The 15,592-nt window shown below is 71.3% G+C and carries 15 protein-coding genes; 7 read left to right on the top strand and 8 right to left on the bottom strand.

What is annotated here, in order from left to right:
- Window positions 1–138 precede the first annotated feature (138 nt).
- Window positions 139–678 (top strand): DUF4383 domain-containing protein, encoded by a 540-nt coding sequence (locus MTF69_RS00375; RefSeq protein ID WP_243330399.1) that lies wholly within the window; start codon window positions 139–141, stop codon window positions 676–678.
- Between the two features lie 42 nt (window positions 679–720).
- Here MTF69_RS00375 and MTF69_RS00370 read toward each other — a convergent pair whose 3' ends face one another.
- Window positions 721–2,073 (bottom strand): MFS transporter, encoded by a 1,353-nt coding sequence (locus MTF69_RS00370; RefSeq protein WP_243329444.1) that lies wholly within the window; start codon window positions 2,071–2,073, stop codon window positions 721–723.
- A 197-nt stretch (window positions 2,074–2,270) separates the two neighbouring features.
- On the opposite strand from MTF69_RS00370, the gene MTF69_RS00365 reads away from it, so the two are divergent.
- The 5 genes from MTF69_RS00365 (at window position 2,271) to MTF69_RS00345 (ending at window position 6,523) form a co-directional block, all read left to right on the top strand.
- Complete coding sequence (locus tag MTF69_RS00365; RefSeq protein ID WP_243329443.1) at window positions 2,271–2,966, top strand: FadR/GntR family transcriptional regulator; 696 nt, start codon at window positions 2,271–2,273, stop codon at window positions 2,964–2,966.
- Window positions 2,967–3,086: 120 nt separating this feature from the next.
- The gene (gene dgoD / locus MTF69_RS00360) at window positions 3,087–4,232 is read left to right on the top strand and encodes a galactonate dehydratase (RefSeq protein WP_243329441.1); all 1,146 of its coding nucleotides are present in this window, start codon (window positions 3,087–3,089) and stop codon (window positions 4,230–4,232) included.
- A 65-nt stretch (window positions 4,233–4,297) separates the two neighbouring features.
- Window positions 4,298–4,915: a bifunctional 4-hydroxy-2-oxoglutarate aldolase/2-dehydro-3-deoxy-phosphogluconate aldolase gene (locus MTF69_RS00355; protein WP_243329439.1), complete on the top strand. Its 618-nt coding sequence runs from the start codon at window positions 4,298–4,300 to the stop codon at window positions 4,913–4,915.
- A gap of 74 nt (window positions 4,916–4,989) precedes the next feature.
- The gene (locus MTF69_RS00350) at window positions 4,990–5,919 is read left to right on the top strand and encodes a sugar kinase (RefSeq protein WP_243330397.1); all 930 of its coding nucleotides are present in this window, start codon (window positions 4,990–4,992) and stop codon (window positions 5,917–5,919) included.
- Between the two features lie 385 nt (window positions 5,920–6,304).
- Window positions 6,305–6,523, top strand: a complete 219-nt coding sequence (locus MTF69_RS00345; protein ID WP_243329436.1) for a zinc ribbon domain-containing protein — start codon at window positions 6,305–6,307, stop codon at window positions 6,521–6,523.
- Here the strand turns inward: MTF69_RS00345 and MTF69_RS00340 are convergent.
- Genes MTF69_RS00340 through MTF69_RS00325 form a run of 4 tightly spaced genes read right to left on the bottom strand, consistent with a single transcriptional unit; the run spans window position 6,520 to window position 11,897 of the window.
- On the bottom strand, window positions 6,520–7,179 hold the full coding sequence (locus MTF69_RS00340; RefSeq protein WP_243329435.1) for an O-methyltransferase: 660 nt from the start codon (window positions 7,177–7,179) through the stop codon (window positions 6,520–6,522). The genes MTF69_RS00345 and MTF69_RS00340 overlap by 4 nt on opposite strands.
- Before the next feature lie 19 nt (window positions 7,180–7,198).
- Window positions 7,199–8,029, bottom strand: coding sequence for an HAD family hydrolase (locus MTF69_RS00335; protein WP_243329433.1), 831 nt, complete (start codon window positions 8,027–8,029; stop codon window positions 7,199–7,201).
- Window positions 8,026–10,722, bottom strand: a complete 2,697-nt coding sequence (locus tag MTF69_RS00330) for a phosphoribosyltransferase (RefSeq protein ID WP_279345214.1) — start codon at window positions 10,720–10,722, stop codon at window positions 8,026–8,028. Before MTF69_RS00330 ends, MTF69_RS00335 begins: the two co-directional genes overlap by 4 nt.
- An 8-nt stretch (window positions 10,723–10,730) precedes the next feature.
- Window positions 10,731–11,897 (bottom strand): HpcH/HpaI aldolase/citrate lyase family protein, encoded by a 1,167-nt coding sequence (locus tag MTF69_RS00325; protein WP_243329429.1) that lies wholly within the window; start codon window positions 11,895–11,897, stop codon window positions 10,731–10,733.
- 193 nt (window positions 11,898–12,090) lie between these two features.
- Here MTF69_RS00325 and MTF69_RS00320 point away from each other — a divergent pair, with 193 nt between their 5' ends.
- The gene (locus MTF69_RS00320; RefSeq protein ID WP_243330395.1) at window positions 12,091–12,867 is read left to right on the top strand and encodes a TerD family protein; all 777 of its coding nucleotides are present in this window, start codon (window positions 12,091–12,093) and stop codon (window positions 12,865–12,867) included.
- 57 nt (window positions 12,868–12,924) lie between these two features.
- Here MTF69_RS00320 and MTF69_RS00315 read toward each other — a convergent pair whose 3' ends face one another.
- The 3 genes from MTF69_RS00315 to MTF69_RS00305 form a co-directional block, all read right to left on the bottom strand.
- Window positions 12,925–13,665, bottom strand: coding sequence for a Tellurium resistance (locus MTF69_RS00315; protein ID WP_243329428.1), 741 nt, complete (start codon window positions 13,663–13,665; stop codon window positions 12,925–12,927).
- A 140-nt stretch (window positions 13,666–13,805) separates the two neighbouring features.
- Window positions 13,806–14,921: a DUF475 domain-containing protein gene (locus tag MTF69_RS00310; protein ID WP_243330393.1), complete on the bottom strand. Its 1,116-nt coding sequence runs from the start codon at window positions 14,919–14,921 to the stop codon at window positions 13,806–13,808.
- Window positions 14,922–14,946: 25 nt separating this feature from the next.
- Window positions 14,947–15,522, bottom strand: a complete 576-nt coding sequence (locus tag MTF69_RS00305) for a TerD family protein (protein ID WP_243329426.1) — start codon at window positions 15,520–15,522, stop codon at window positions 14,947–14,949.
- Window positions 15,523–15,592 lie beyond the last annotated feature (70 nt).

The following is a 15,592-nucleotide window of genomic DNA, read 5'->3' as shown; positions in this document are numbered from 1 at the left end:
GAGCCGTACGCACCCCACGCGCTCTACGGGTGCCACGAGCCGCACGAGCACTACGCGCCCTACATGGCCCACGAGCCGTACGCGACCGCGTCATCCTCCGAGGACTCCGCCGGGGTCTCCAGGATCCTGCGCCGCCTGATGCGTCCCGTCAACGCGCGCCTCGACGAGCACCTGCCCGCCGATCACCGGCTCAGCAAGGTCTACCGGGTCGGCGCCGGCCTGACCGGACTGCTGCTGGTCGTCTTCGGGATCCTGGGGCTCATCGACCGGATCGGATTCTTCGACACCGGCGGGGACACGGTGCTCGCCCTGAACACCAACGGCGCGCTGAGCGTCCTGTCGATCTGTATCGGGCTGCTGCTGTTCGCCGGGATGGTCATCGGCGGCAGTTTCGCCTCGACGCTCAACATCGTGCTGGGCGTGCTGTTCATCGCGAGCGGGTTCGTGAACCTCGCGCTCCTCGACACGAAGATGAACTTCCTGGCCTTCCACATGCCCAACGTGCTGTTCAGCTTCGTGGTGGGCGTGATGCTGATGTGGTTCGGGATGTACGGGCGGGTGGGCAGCGCCCTGCCGCACGACAATCCGTACTGGCGTGCCCGCCACCCCGAGCAAGCGGCTCGGGAGCAGCGGGCACGTACGAGTACGAGCGGGAGGCCCGTCGGCAGGCCGGCGTAGGGCAGGGCAGGGCAGGGCAGGGCACGGCCGCCTTCCGCCTTCTCATGCCTCGATGCGTTCGACCTTGTCCACCAGGAAGAGGAAGGACAGGGCGCCGCCGATCGTGATGCCGCCGATCAGCATCAGCGGGAGGGCGAAGGAGCCGTCGCCGCCGCCGATCATGTAGCCGATGACGATCGGGACGACGATGCCGGCGAGGTTGCCGAAGACGTTGAAGACCCCGCCGGCCACGCCGAGCATCCGCTCCGGGGCGATCTCGGTGACCAGGACCCAGGAGAAGGACGCGAGGCCGTTGGCGAAGAAGGCCACGCACATGATGGCGATCATCGCGGCGTTCGAGGTGACGTAGTTGGCGGCGACGATGACGCCCGCCAGGGCCAGGCCCGTCACGATCGGGGTCTTGCGGGCGAAGGAGGCCGACATGCCGCGCTTGACCATCCAGTCGGACCAACTGCCGCCGCACAGCACGCCCACGAGGGCGGCGACGAAGGGCAGGGCCCCGGTCAGGCCGCCCTTGTCGAGGCTCAGGCCGCGCTCGTTGGTGAGGTAGGTCGGGAACCAGGTCAGGAAGAAGTACAGCGTCGAGGCGATGGCGAACTGGCCGAGGAAGACGCCCCAGATGCGGCGCCGGCGGAGCAGGAAGCCCATGTCCCGGCGGAAGGCGCCCTTCTCCCGGGCCTGGGCGGAGCTGTCGGCGGAGGCCTCGTCCCCGGTGATGTGGACGAGCTCGTACTCGCCGACCCCGGGGTGCTGTTCGGGGCGGTTGCGGATGACCTTCACCCACACCAGCGCCCAGGCGATGCCCATGCCGCCGAGGATCCAGAACACGTGGCGCCAGCCGAGGGCGGCGGCCATCCAGGCGATCAGCGGGAAGGCCACGCCGAGGCCGATGAACTGCCCGGAGGTGTAGACGGCGACCGCCCGGCCGCGTTCGGCGCGCGGGAACCAGGAGGCGGCGACGCGCCCGTTGCAGGGGAAGGCGGGGGCTTCGAAGAGGCCGAGGCCCATGCGGCTGGCGAAGAGGAAGCCGAAGCCCTTGGCGAGCGAGCCGAGGGCGGTCATCACGGACCAGCCGATCAGCGCCCAGGCGTAGACGATGCGCGGGCCGAACTTGTCGACAAGGCGGCCGCCGGGGATCTGGGCGAGGGCGTAGGTCCAGGCGAAGCCGGAGAAGAGCCAGCCCATCATCTCGGGCGAGATGCCGAGGTCCTTGGAGACGTCCGGCGCCACGATCGACAGGACGCTGCGGTCCAGGTAGTTGATGGCGGTACTGACGAAGAGCACGGCGAGGATCGCGAAGCGGTACTTGCCGATCCGGCGCTTCGGCAGGCCGGACGGGCCGGCGCCGGTGCCCGGCCGCGTGGTCGCGGCGGCCGGGTCGTGGCTGAGGGACATCGGTGTCTCCCGAGGACGTGTGACGTGTGAGGTGTGAGGTGTGAGCTGTGGAGCGCTGAGCGGCGCAGAGCAGCCGGAACCAGCCGTTCCGGTGGCGCCACGCAATAATTGCTAATTAAGGATTACTTGTGCAAGCCTTTGCCTTGTCAGGGGAGCAAGTAGGGACCAAAGCCCCGACAGGGAGAGGGGAAACCGGAATGAACAGCAGCAGCGAGGCCGCGTACGGCGGCCGCGGGGTCCACAAGGCCGCGGTGGAAGAGCTGGCCCGCCGGATCTTCGACGGCACGTACGACGAGGGAGCCACGCTCGACCTCCCCCTCCTGATGGAGGAGCTCGACGTCAGCCAGACGGTGCTCCGCGAATCCATCAAGGTGCTCATGGCCAAGGGGCTGCTCGACGCCCGCCAGAAGCGCGGCACCTTCGTGCGCCCGCGCACCGACTGGAACCTCTTCGACGCCGACGTGCTGCGCTGGAAGCTCGCGGCCGGCGCGCCCGACTGCTTCTTCTCGGACCTCCTCGAACTGCGCCGCTCGATCGAGCCGGCCGCCGCCGCGCTGGCCGCCATACGGGCCACCGAGCAGGACCTGGCCGCGCTGGACGCGGCGCTGACCGCGATGGCGGCGAGCGACCGCGACCCGGTGCTGCACGTCCGGGCGGACGCCTCGTTCCACCTGGCGCTGCTGACCGCCTCGCACAACCTGTTCTTCGCGCAGATGTACCGGGTGATCATCCCGGCCCTCGTGGAACGCGACCGCACGGTGCACAAGGGGGACTTCGAGCACCCGCACGCGATCCACCGGGCCGTGGTCGACCGGGTCCGGGCGTGGGACCCGGACGGGGCGCACCGGGCCGTGCTCGACCTCCTCGACATGGCGCAGCGCGACCACCCGTAGAACCCAGAGAGCCCCGAGAACCCGTAGGCCAGCCCCGCAGACCGGCCCTCAGAGCCCCTAGCCCCGCAGTACCCGCAGACCCCGTCCTGCCGCCCCCACCAGGAGAGGACACCGTCCGCCGTGAAGATCACCCGCATCGAGACGTTCATGGCCCCACCGCGCTGGATGTTCGTGCGCGTAGAAACCGACGAGGGCGTCGTCGGCTGGGGCGAACCCGTGGTCGAAGGGCGTGCCGAGCCGGTGCGCGCGGCCGTGGAGGTGCTGTCCGAGTACCTGACCGGCCAGGACCCCATGCGGATCGAGGACCACTGGCAGGTCATGACCAAGGGCGGCTTCTACCGCGGCGGCCCCGTGCTGTCCTCCGCCGTCGCCGGGCTCGATCAAGCGCTGTGGGACATCAAGGGCAAGGCGTACGGGATGCCCGTGCACCAGCTCCTCGGCGGGCCGGTCCGCGACCGGATCCGCGCCTACGCCTGGGTCGGCGGCGACGAGCCGCACGAGATCAAGGACGCGCTGGTCCAGCAGGTCGAGGCGGGCTTCACGGCCGTCAAGATGAACGGCTGCGGCCGCATGAGCCCCCTCGCCACCCGCTCCGAGGTCCGCGACTGCCTCCGGCGCGCCGAGACCGCCCGCGAAGTCCTCGGCGACGACCGCGACTTCGGGCTCGACTTCCACGGCCGGGTCTCCCCCGCCAACGCCCGCCGGATCCTCCCCCTCCTCGCCCCGTACGACCCGATGTTCGTCGAGGAGCCGGTCCTCTCCGAGTACATGCAGGCCGTCCCCGATCTGGTGAACGCCTCCAACATCCCCATCGCGCTGGGCGAACGACTCTTCTCCCGACGGGAGTTCCTCGCCCCGCTGCAGGCCGGCGTGGCGATCCTGCAGCCCGACATCTCACACGCCGGCGGCATCTCCGAACTGCGCCGCATCGCCTCCCTCGCCGAGGTCTACGGAGCCCAGATCGCGCCGCACTGCCCGCTGGGGCCGGTCGCCCTGGCGGCCAGCCTCCAAGTCGCCTTCACCACCCCGAACTTCCTCATCCAGGAACAGTCGATCGGCATCCACTACAACCAGGGCGCCGAGCTCCTCGACTACGTCACCGACCCCGCGCCGTTCCGCTTCGACGCGGGCTCCCTGATCCGCACCGAGCGGCCGGGCCTGGGCGTCGAGGTCGACGAGGCGGCCGTCCGCGCCGCCGACAAGAAAGGCCACGCCTGGCGCAATCCGGTGTGGCGCCACGAAGACGGCTCCTTCGCCGAGTGGTGAGCCCCCACCACCCCTCGCGATCCCCCTCCCCCCTCCCCCACACACATCAGAAGGCAGGCATTCCCATGGAGTTCGGCGCAGCGCTGCGACAGGAGCGGCTCGTCGCCATCGTCCGCGGACGGGACGCGGAGGCGTCCTTCCGCACCGTCATGACCCTCGTCGAGGAAGGCGTCCCGCTCATCGAGGTCTCCCTCAGCGGGACCGACGCGCTGGACGTCATCGGCCGGGCCCGCAAGGAGCTCGGTGACGAGGCCTGGCTCGGGGCCGGCACGGTCCTCACCGCCGAGGACGCCCAGCGGGCCGCCGACGCCGGAGCCAACCTGATGGTCACCCCGGGGCTCGGCGCCGGCGTGGACGAATCCGTCCGGCAGGGGCTGCCGGTACTGGCCGGGGTCATCACCCCGACCGAGGTCATCGCGGCCGACGCGGCGGGGGCCTCCGCGCTCAAGCTGTTCCCGGGCTCGATCGGCGGACCGGCGTACCTTCGGGCCCTGCGCGCCCCCTTCCCCGACCTGCCCTTCGTACCGGTCGGCGGGGTGGACGCGGCCGCCGCGGCCGAGTACCTGTCCTCCGGCGCGGTGGCGGTCGGCGTCGGCTCCCCACTGATCGGGGACGCGGCCGACGGCGGCGACCTGCTCGCGCTGCGGCGCAGGGCGGCGGAGTTCAAGGCGGTCTGCGCATGAAAGGCGGTCTGCACGTGACCGGGCCCGAAGCCGCTCCCGACACCACCCCCGAGGTCCTCACCTTCGGGGAGACGATGCTCGCCCTGCGGGGCAGCGGCCCGCTGCGCCTGGGCGGGAGCATGGAGGTCTCCGTCGCGGGCGCCGAGTCGAACGTCGCGATCGGCCTGGCCCGGCTCGGGCACGCCGTCCGCTGGGCGGGCGCGGTCGGCGAGGACGAAGCCGGTGAGCTGGTCCTACGGACCCTGCGTGCCGAGGGCGTCGACGTCCGCAGAGCCTGTCTCGACGACGGCGGGGCCCCGACCGGGCTGATGCTCGCGGAGCCGAGGCTGCCGGAGGTGACGCGGGTGCACTACTACCGCGCGGGCTCGGCGGGTTCGCGGCTCAAGGCCTGCTCGGTGGAGCGGGCCTTCACGGCGGCCCCGCCGAAGGTCCTGCACCTGACCGGGATCACCCCGGCGCTCTCCCGCTCGGCCCGCTCGGCCTGCACCCTCGCCCTGCGCCTCGCGGCCGAGCACTCGGCGCTGGTCTGCCTGGACGTGAACTTCCGGTCCCGGCTGTGGTCGTCCGAAGAGGCCGCGGCGGTGCTGCGCGCGTGGGCGCCTTCGGTGGACGTCCTCATCGCCTCGGACGACGAACTCGCCCTGTGCCTGTCTTCCGACGCCCCGGCCGACACAGCCCTCCAGGCGAAGGAACTCCTTGCCCTCGGGGTCGGCGAGGTCGTGGTCAAACTCGGCGCGGCCGGCGCGACGGCGTACACGGACGACGGCTCGGTGGTCCACGCCCCCGCCCGGCCGGTCCGCGCGGTCGACGCGGTCGGCGCGGGTGACGCCTTCGTCGCGGGCTACCTCTCGGCGTTGCTCGACGGGTCGACGCAGGAGGCCCGACTGGACCGTGCGGTCACGACGGGCGCCTTCGCGGTGGCCTCCCGGGGGGACTGGGAGGGCGCGCCGACCCGTGCGGAGCTCGGCCTCCTCGCGGCCCCGGCCGGCACGGTGGTCCGCTGACCCCGGCGGGGCCGGGCCGACACGGGGGTGCGGCCCGGCTCCGCCGGTTGCGGGTGTGCCGCTGCGCGGGGCGGAGTTCCCCTACCCGCCCTTCCACCGTTCCCCGGGCGCTGCCCGGACCCCGGTCCTCAATCGCCGGACGGGCTGAAAGCAGGGCCCCGGGCTGCGCCCGGACCCCCTGGGGCTCCGCCCCAGACCCCGCGCCTCAAACGCCGGCGAGGCTGGATTCGGCCGGCGTCCACCTTTGCGTGCGGCCCACGCCGGCCAAAAACCAGCCCCTCCGGCGTTTGAGGAGCGGGGGTCCGGGGGCCGGCCCCCCGGCAACGGCGCCGCACCCCGTACCCGGGGATTCCGGTGAGGCGTCCCGACTGCGTAGCCTGTCCGCATGCCCCGTTACGAATTCCGCTGCCGGACCTGCGAAGACACCTTCGAGGTCAGCCGGCCCATGGCCGAGTCCTCCGCGCCCGCCGACTGCCCCGCCGGGCACGCCGATACCGTCAAGCTGCTGTCCGCCGTCGCCGTCGGCGGGAGCAGCGCAGCCCCCGCCGCGGCCGCACCCATGGGGGCGGGCGGAGGCTGCTGTGGTGGGGGTGGCTGCGGCTAGCGCTTGCGGGAGAGGGTGATGCCGTCGGAGATCGCCAGCAGCACCGACTCCATGCGGGGGTCCGCCGCGACGTGGTCGTTGTAGGCCTGGACCCCCGCCGCCCCGCCGGTCGCCGCCGGGTCCAGCACCGTGCCGTGGTACAGCGTGTTGTCCGTGACGAGGAGACCGCCCGAGCGCAGCCGCGGTACGAGCTCCTCCCAGTAGGCGATCTGGCTCTGCTTGTCCGCGTCCATGTACGCCATGTCGATGTGCGGCTCCGCCGGCATCGCGCGCAGCGTCTCGATCGCGGGCGCGATCCGCAGGTCGATGCGGTCCGCGACGCCGGCCTTCGCCCAGGCCTCGCGCGCGTACGCCGTCCACTCCTCCGAGACGTCGCACGCGATGAGGCGTCCGTCCGCCGGCATGGCCTGGGCCATCGACAGGGAGGAGAAACCGGTGAAGGTGCCGATCTCCACGATGTGCCGCGCGCCGGTCAGCCGGACCAGGAAGGCCAGCAGCGGCCCCTGCTCCTCCGCCGACTGCATTCCGGCCGAGTCCGGGAACACCTCGTACGTCGTCGCCACCAGCCCCCGCTGGACCTCGTCCAGCGGGGGGTTGTGCGCGAGCATGTACTGGTAGAGCTCGTCTGTGATCTTGGTGCTGTTGCCCTTGGTCATGGGCCCAGTGTGCCCAAGATCAGGCGGCCGGTGTGCCGAGTCGCGTCACTTCGCGGGTGAACGCGCGCACGATCTCCTCACCGGCCAGCACGCCCGCCTGGGCCAGCGACGTCACGTGCGGCGCCGTCCAGCCGGCGTCGGCCAGCTCCCCGTGGCCCGGCCGCCAGGCCGTGTCCGCCGCGAGCAGCAGGTCCGCGTCGAGCAGCGAGTCCCCGGCGGCCAGCGTGCTCGTGGCCTCCGTACGCCGGGCCACCTCGTGCATGGCCGCGCTCTTGGTCAGCGGCCGCGGTACGGCGTAGATCTTCCGGCCCTGGAGCGAGACCGTCCAGCCGCGCGCCTCGGACCATTCCGCCAGCGTCTTGATCCACTCCGCGGGGACCAGCGCCCGCTCCACGACCAGGTACGCAAACAGGTCCTCCGCGACCCGCGCCTTGCGCAGCCACGCCGGGTCGGAGACGGACATCAGGTGCGCGTGCATCTCCTCCAGCGGGACGGACTCCGCGGCGAGCCGCGCCGCGACCTGGCGGCGCCAGTCCCGGTCCGGGACCCCGTCCACCAGGAGCTGGCCGCCGTTGGCGCAGATCGCGTACTTCGCCGGCCGTCCGGGGAAGCGGATGCGCTGGTACTGCTTGCGGGTCCGGGTGGTGGTCGGCACGAACACCGCGCCCGGGTCGGCGGACAGCTCCGCCAGCAGCCCCGCCGCCGTCTCCGTCATGTACGACAGCGGCTTGCTCTCGTGCACCTCCACGCACAGCAGCCGCGGGGCCACCGGGTCGGGCATGGTCAGGCCGAGCGCGGCCGCCGAGTAGATGAGCGTACGGTCGAGGTCACTGGCTACGAGAACGGTCACTTGGTGGCCACAGCCTTTCCGTCGGCGCCCGTGGCGCCGCGCGTGAATCGGGGATGAATGAGTCCTACGCAGCTGTAGGGCAGGCCGTCGACCTCTTCCACCGGCACCCCCCGCTGCTCCGCGAGGAGGCGTACGTGGTCCAGGTCGGCCCCGGCGCCGCGCTGCGCGAGGATCTTCCACGGCACCCGGCGCAGCAGCACCCGCGTGGTCTCGCCGACGCCGGGCTTCACCAGGTTCACGTCGTGGATGCCGTACTCCTCGCTGATCCGCTCCACCGCCCGCCAGCCCACCCAGGTCGGCGTGCGGTCGGCGGCGAGGAGCTCCTTGACCTCGGCGTCCACGGCCTCGGCCACCTCCTCGAAGTGCGCGGAGACGGTGTCGACGAACGCGACGGAGACATCGGCCCCGGCGAGCTCCCGGTAGAACTTCGCGCCGTGGAAATCGGCGGGCCCGACCAGGTCGGACCTGAGCACCGTACGCGAGACCAGTCCGGAAACAGTGGAATTGAGACAGGCGGAGGGGATCAGGAAGTCCTCGCGCGTGCCGTACGTCTCCACGCACGAGCCGGGGTCGGCGAGGACCACGATCTCCGGGTTGAAGCCCTCGAACTCACCCAGGGCCTCCCGCAGTTCGCGGGTGATCGCTCCCTTGCCGGTCCAGCCGTCGACGAAGACGACGTCGGCCGGATCGTGGTGGGCGGCCAGCCAGCGCAGCGCGTTGGCGTCGATGCCGCGGCCGCGCACGATGGAGGCGGCGTAGTGCGGCAGGTCCAGGCCGTGGCGGGCCTGCGCCCAGCGCCGCATCAGCACGCCGACGGGGGTGCCGGCGCGGGCCAGGGAGACGAGGACGGGAGAAGGGGAGCGCTCGGCGAGGACCGTCTCGGTGACGGTTCCGACGGCGCGGGCCATCCGGGCGGCGGAGGCGGTCAGCGCGCTCTGGTAGAGCTGCTGGTACTCCGGGGACGGCTGGAACTCCACCGGCAGGGATTCCGCATAGTGCGCGCCGCCCGCCTGGATGGCCTCCTCGCGTTCCTCGGTCGGGGCTTCGAGCTCCACGTCGGAGAGGTCCTGGAGCAGCCAGCCGACGTCCTCGGCGGCGTAGGAGGAGAAGGCGGGCCCGCGCAGTGGTTCGCCCAGTGGTTCGCCCAGTGGTTCGCGCGGGGGCTCGGTCATGATCGGCTCCTGCCGGTCGGGTACGTACGAAGGTATGACCGCCAGCACGACCCGGCCGGTGTGCGGCGCGAGGGCCGCGAGGAGTCCGGTGCGGAGCTCGGGGGTGTCCCCGGCCGAGTCCACGACGGCGACCACGGCGTCGAAGCCGGCGCCGGCCGTGCTCGCGACGTTGTACGCGTACCGGTCTCCCGGGCCGTCGGCCGGGTCGTCGTGCGCGGGGAAGACGAGGCGGGTGCGGATCGCGTAGCCGGGGTCGTCCACGGCGAGCACCGGCGAGCGGGTGGTGGTGGAGAAGCGGACCTCGGCCGCGGCGCCGGACGCCTCCAGCGCCTGCGCGAGGCGCAGCGGGGCGTACATCAGCTCCTCGTTGCCGAGTACGAGGACCCGGGCGGGGGCCGCGCCGAGCGCGGCCGTGAGCCGGTCCGCCATGGCGGGCAGCGCCGCGTCCAGTGCTGCGCGGTGCGCGGGGGTGAAGCCGTGGCGTCCGCCGTCGGGTATGCCGGCCGGCCAGCCCAGTTCCACGTGGGTGATCGGGTGCGGGCCGTCTGCCGGGGCGCCGCCCCGGCCCCCGCTGCTCAAACGCCGCAGGGGCTGATTTTGCCCACCCCCCGGCTGCGATTCGCCCGTAGCGGGCTCGGATCCGGCAGCGGCGGCGTGCCCGGCCGCGCTCGCGGCGGCGGCAGCGGCGGCAGCAGCGGCAGGACCAGCGGGAGAGCCGGCGGCGGAGGAGGCCCCGGCAGGGGAGACGGGAGAGGCCGCGGCAGCCATCGCCGCGGCCTCGGCCTCGTACTGCTCCACCAGGGCCTGGCCCTTTTCCAGGACCCCCTCCGGGAGGGAGACCGTGCCCGAGGCCAGGGCTATGAGGTCCACGCGGGCGCCCAGCTCGGCGGCGAAGTCCGTCAGGCGGGCGCGGTCGGCCGGGGAGCGCATGTCGACCAGGGCGACGACCACGTAGTGGGCGCGCGGGTGGCGGGCGTGGAGGTCGGCGATGGTGTTCAGGACGGTGTTGCCGGTGGAGAACTCGTCGTCGACGAGGACCAGCGGGCCCGAGCCCGCCAGCAGCTTCGGGTCCTCGGGCAGCAGCAGGTGCGAGGTGGCGTGCGAGTGGGCCTCCTCGAAGCCGCCCGCGGCCTCCACTCCGGGCACGGAGCGGCGGGTGGAGTGCAGGTACGGGGCGGCGCCCAGGCCGTCGGCCACGCAGTGGCCCAGCCCGGTCGCGGTCTCCGCGTACCCCAGGACGACCGCCGTGGCGGCCTCCTCCTCGCCCAGCAGCTCCCGGACCCGCTCGCCGAGCCCGTACCCGGCGGCGTACACGGCCGCCGGGGACTGCGGGACGTGCTTGCCCAGCACCCGCGAGACCAGCAGGTGCGCCCGCTTGGGGTTGCGGCGCAGCGCCAGCCCGAGCAGTTCGTCCAGCCGCGGGCCATCACCCGCGCCCTCCTGCAGGCTCACGCCCAGCCGGTCCGCGACCCACGTTCCCGACCACACCGCTTCGATCTTCTTGCCCTTCTTCGCAGTCAACGGCCCGCTCACACCTGGAGCCCGGCCGTGAGGAGATCGACGAAGCCGACCTCCTCCTTCGCCACACCGAAGACCTCGGCGCGCAGCATGGTGCGCTCGGCCCAGGCCCGGTGGGGCTTCACCTCGTTCATCTTGTTCGTGTAGGCGGAACGCATCACTCCGCCGCCTCCGCTCTCGGGGCGCAGGATGTCTTGAGCATCGCTGAACTCCTCGTGCGACACCACCGAGAGCGCGTGGACCGGGGTGACGTGGGCGGGGTGGATGCAGGTCTTGCCCAGCAGCCCGTTGGCCCGGTCGAGCTCGATCTCGCGCAGCAGCCCGTCCAGGTCGTGCTCGATCAGCGCGGTGCGCAGCTCCTCGACGCCCTCCTCCAGGAAGGGGCTGCGGCGCAGCTGCGGCTTGAAGAGGCGCTGCTGGCTGCGGAAGTACTCCCACACGGGCCCGGTGACGGTGAAGCCGGTGCCGTCGGCGCGGCTGAGCACGTTGACCACGTCGGCGATCACCCCGGCGACGATCTGGACGTCGTACGCGGTCATGTCGGGAGTGCGGCGCAGCCCGTATGCGGAGCAGAAGTCGGTCACGCCGAGGCGCAGCGCCAGGACCCGCTCGCGGTACTTGTTCACCGTGCGGGAGATCCCGGCGAGGGCCTCGACCCGGGTCTCCAGGTGGAGCAGCTCGGGGGTCTCCAGGACGGGCATCGCGTACAGCCGGGGCTGTCCGCTCGCGGCTTCCGCCTGTGCGACGGCGTCGAGGAAGGCGACGCCCCGGCTCTCGCTGAACTTGGGGAGCACGAATCCGGCCAGTCGAGCCGCCGAGCCGCCGAGCCGGTGCACGAGGTCGGGGATCTGCTCGGGTTCCCGGACGCGGATGAAGAGCAGCGGGAGCTCCTCCGTGTCCTCGTGGAGCGCGGCGAACTGCCGGACGAGGTTCTCCTCGCCGCCCGCGACGTCGGCGTCGCTGATGGAATCCTCCAGGCAGAGGACCATGGAGACGACCCCGAGGCCGGCCTGCTTGCGGATGTCACGGGCGAGCTGCGGGCGGGTGGCCGGGCTGTAGAGCGTGGCTCCCAGGGCGGCCGCGAGCGTGGCGGAGGGGGAGGCGGCGGTGAACTCGGCCGGCTCCTGGTGGAAGAGGTCCTTGCGGACAGTGGGCGATACGTGCCCGAAGTGACGCATGTGCTTCCCCCGTACAGGCTCGGCGGCCGATCTGGCATGGCCGGTAATAGTACGTACGAACGCGAGTCAAGAGTTCCTCAAGCACATGAAATCCAGGTAACCCTCTTGCACCATGCCCAGGTCTCGCGATCCGGACAAGGTCTACGGGGGGCCGCATTGTCCCGCTCCCGCCCGGGAGGGCAGGATGACCGCCATGACGCACGCGATGCAGAAGGGCTCCAACATCCCCGTGACCGCCGTGGCGGTCCGCGCGGTGCTGCGCTGGACCGGGGGGCCCGACGTGCCCGACGTGGACGCCTCCGCGCTGCTCGTGGGGGCGGACGGGCGCGTGCGCTCGGACGAGGACTTCGTCTTCTACAACCAGCCCCGGCACCCCTCCGGAGCCGTCTGGCGGCTCGGGAAGAAGCAGCTCGGCGACGGGATCACCGACGCCGTCCAGGCGGACCTGAGGGCCGTCACCCCGGCCGTGGACCGGGTCCTCGTCGTCGCCTCCGCCGAGGACATCCCCTTCGAGCGGGTCCGCGACCTGCGGATCCTGCTCTACGACGCCACCGCGACCGGCGGCTCCGAACCGCTGGCCTACTTCGACGTGCGGCCGGAGACGGGCGCCGAGACGGCGCTGATCTGCGGGGAGCTGTACCGGCGGGGAGACGCGTGGAAGTTCCGCGCACTCGGCGAGGGCTACTCCAACGGGCTCGTCGGCCTGGCCACCGACCACGGGATCTCCGTGGACGAGAACGCCCCCGAGGCCCAGGGACAGGGACTGGGACAGGGACAGGGACAGGAGCAGGCCCCATCGGCCTCCCCCGCGACCCCGGCGCCGCCCACCCAGGCCCCGCCGGCCTCCCAGCCCGCCTACGGCTACCCGCAGCCGGTATCGCAGGCACCGGCGCCGGTCCCGGTGCCGGCCCCGGCACCGGACGCGGCCTTCCGGCTGCCGGCCCAGGGCCCGCAGTTCATCCGCCGGTGACAGCGGCCGGGTCCGGCTGACCCGGCCCGGCCGGACCGGCCGGGCCGGCCGGACCCGTCAGGTCTTCGTCTTGTAGCCCCGGCCCCACTGGAGGCCCCACCCGTACAGCCGGTCCAGCTCGGCCTGGAACCCGTACACGAAGGTGACCTCGCGCCGCACGATCAGCTCTCCCTTGATGTTCTCCAGGGAGACGACCGCGCAGGAGCGGGCGTGCGGGTGGCGCTCCTCCAGCGGGATCTCGATCCGCGGCCCGGTGATCGGGTAGAGGGTGACCAGGGCGTGCGTCCGGTCGAAGGCCGGGGTCTGGTCGTAGATGTACACGAAGACCAGCAGCCGCTTGATCTCCTCGGCGTGGTCGAGATTGACGAAGACCGTCTCGCCGGAGGGCGCCCCGAACCGGTCGTCCCCGCTGAGCTTCACGTACGGCGGACTGTTGATGTCCCCGTGCAGGTTCCCCAGCGGCTGGACGACGCCCCGGGTGCCGTCGGTCAGCTCGTAGAGACAGCCGATGTCGAGGTCGACATTGACCATGCCCTGGGTGTGCGCCTGCACCATGTCCGGCTTGAACAGTTTGAACGGATGCCGGAAGAGCTGCCCGCTCTGGCCGGCGCTGCGGCCGCCTATGTCCGAGGTCCGCATCCGCCAGGAGAGGTTCACGCGCAGATTTCCGTGCACTGCCCCCTGTTTGGTGAGCGATACCGTCGGATGGCGTTTGGTCAGCTCGATCGCGTTCGACGAGGCACTGCCCGACTGGAACTGCGTGCCGCGGCTGCCCCTGATGCCGTCGAAGAATCCCATCCCCACAACCCCCCTTGTCCCTTGGCGCGCCCGGCCCCCTGCCGGCACGCCGGCGTCCCGACATGCGGACGGGGCGGTCCGGCAGGTCCGTGGACCTGCCGGACCGCCCCGCACTTGAGCGTTCCGCATTACCGCCGTGATCATGCGTCGGCGGTGGAACCCTCCAGCTCCAGGCGCTTGTTGCGGCGCACCGAGGACCAGAAGGACCATCCGATCAGTACGACGCCGACCAGGCCGGTGATGACCTCGTTGATCTCGTACTGGATGGTGACGAGCAGGATGACGGCGAGCGCGCCGATGGCGTAGTGCGCGCCGTGCTCCAGGTAGACGTAGTCGTCGAGGGTGCCCTGGCGGACCAGGTAGACCGTGAGCGACCGGACGTACATGGCACCGACACCGAGGCCGATGGCCATGATCACGATGTCACTGGTGATGGCGAAGGCGCCGATGACCCCGTCGAAGGAGAAGGAGGCGTCGAGGACTTCGAGGTAGAGGAACATGAAGAACGCGGCCTTGCCGGCCATGGCGACGGCCGAGACGGGCTTGCCGCTCTTCTTCGCCGCTTCCTCGAGCTCGTGTTCGTGCTCCTCCTCTTCCTCCAGCTTGTTCTCGAAGTAGCCGGAGAGGCCGCCGACGATCATGTAGGTGATCAGGCCGAGGACGCCGGAGATCAGGACCGTCTGCGCCTTGTCCACGTGCGTGCCGCCGTGCTGGTGGGCGTTGACGGCGAAGGTCATCGAGGTGATGACCAGGACGATCAGCGCGATGCACGCCGACAGCATGTCGATCTTGCCGAGCTTGGCGAGCGGGCGTTCCAGCCAGGCGAGCCACTTGATGTCGCGGTCCTCGAAGACGAAGTCGAGGAAGATCATCAGCAGGAACATGCCACCGAAGGCGGCGATGGACGGGTGGGCGTCCGTCACGAGCTGCTTGTACATGTCCTGGTCGCGCACCGCGAGTTCGACGGCCTCGATCGGCCCGATCTTGGCACTGATCGCGACGATCACGATCGGGAAGACCAGGCGCATGCCGAACACGGCGATGAGGACACCGATGGTGAGGAAGATCTTCTGCCAGAAGGCATTCATCTTCTTCAGGATTCCGGCGTTGACCACCGCATTGTCGAAGGACAGCGAGATCTCCAGGATGGACAGGATCGCAACGATCCCGAAGGCCTCCCACCCCCCGTAGAGCACCGCTGCGACCAGTCCGAGCGCAGTGACTGCGAACGACCAGCCGAAGGTTTTCAGAACCACTGGCATCCCATCGTGTTGTACGGCTTTACGAAACGTTGACCCCGAAGTCTAGAGCGATGCCGCGGAGCCCCGACGCGTACCCCTGCCCCACCGCACGGAACTTCCATTCGCCTCCGTACCGGTAGACCTCGCCGAAGATCATCGCGGTCTCGCTGGAGGCGTCCTCGGAGAGGTCGTAGCGGGCCAGTTCCTGGCCGTCCGCCTCGTTCACCACGCGGATGAAGGCATTGCTGACCTGGCCGAAGCTCTGCCGGCGGGCCTCGGCCTCGTGGATCGAGACGGGAAAGACGATCTTGTCCACGCCGGCCGGGACCTTGCTGAGATCGACGATGAGCGACTCGTCGTCGCCGTCACCCTCGCCGGTGAGATTGTCACCCGTGTGTTCGACGGAGCCCTCGGGGCTCTTCAGGTTGTTGTAGAAGACGAAGTACTCGTCCCCGAGCACCCGGCCGTTGCTGCACAGCAGTGCGCTGGCGTCGAGGTCGAAGTCGGCGCCCGTGGTCGAGCGCGCGTCCCATCCGAGGCCGATCAGAACCCGGGTGAGGTTCGGTGCGGCTTTGGAGAGGGAGACATTGCCCCCCTTGGCGAGTGTGACGCCCATGTTGTTGGTCCTCCCCGGACGACGGTGGCGGTGTGGCGGTACATCGGTGTGGCGGTACGGCTGTGTGGCG

Source organism: Streptomyces sp. AP-93, from assembly GCF_022808175.1.
In the GTDB taxonomy this organism is placed as follows: domain Bacteria; phylum Actinomycetota; class Actinomycetes; order Streptomycetales; family Streptomycetaceae; genus Streptomyces.
Note: the sequence above shows the minus strand (reverse complement) of the source record. Positions and strands in the feature narration are given on the sequence as shown.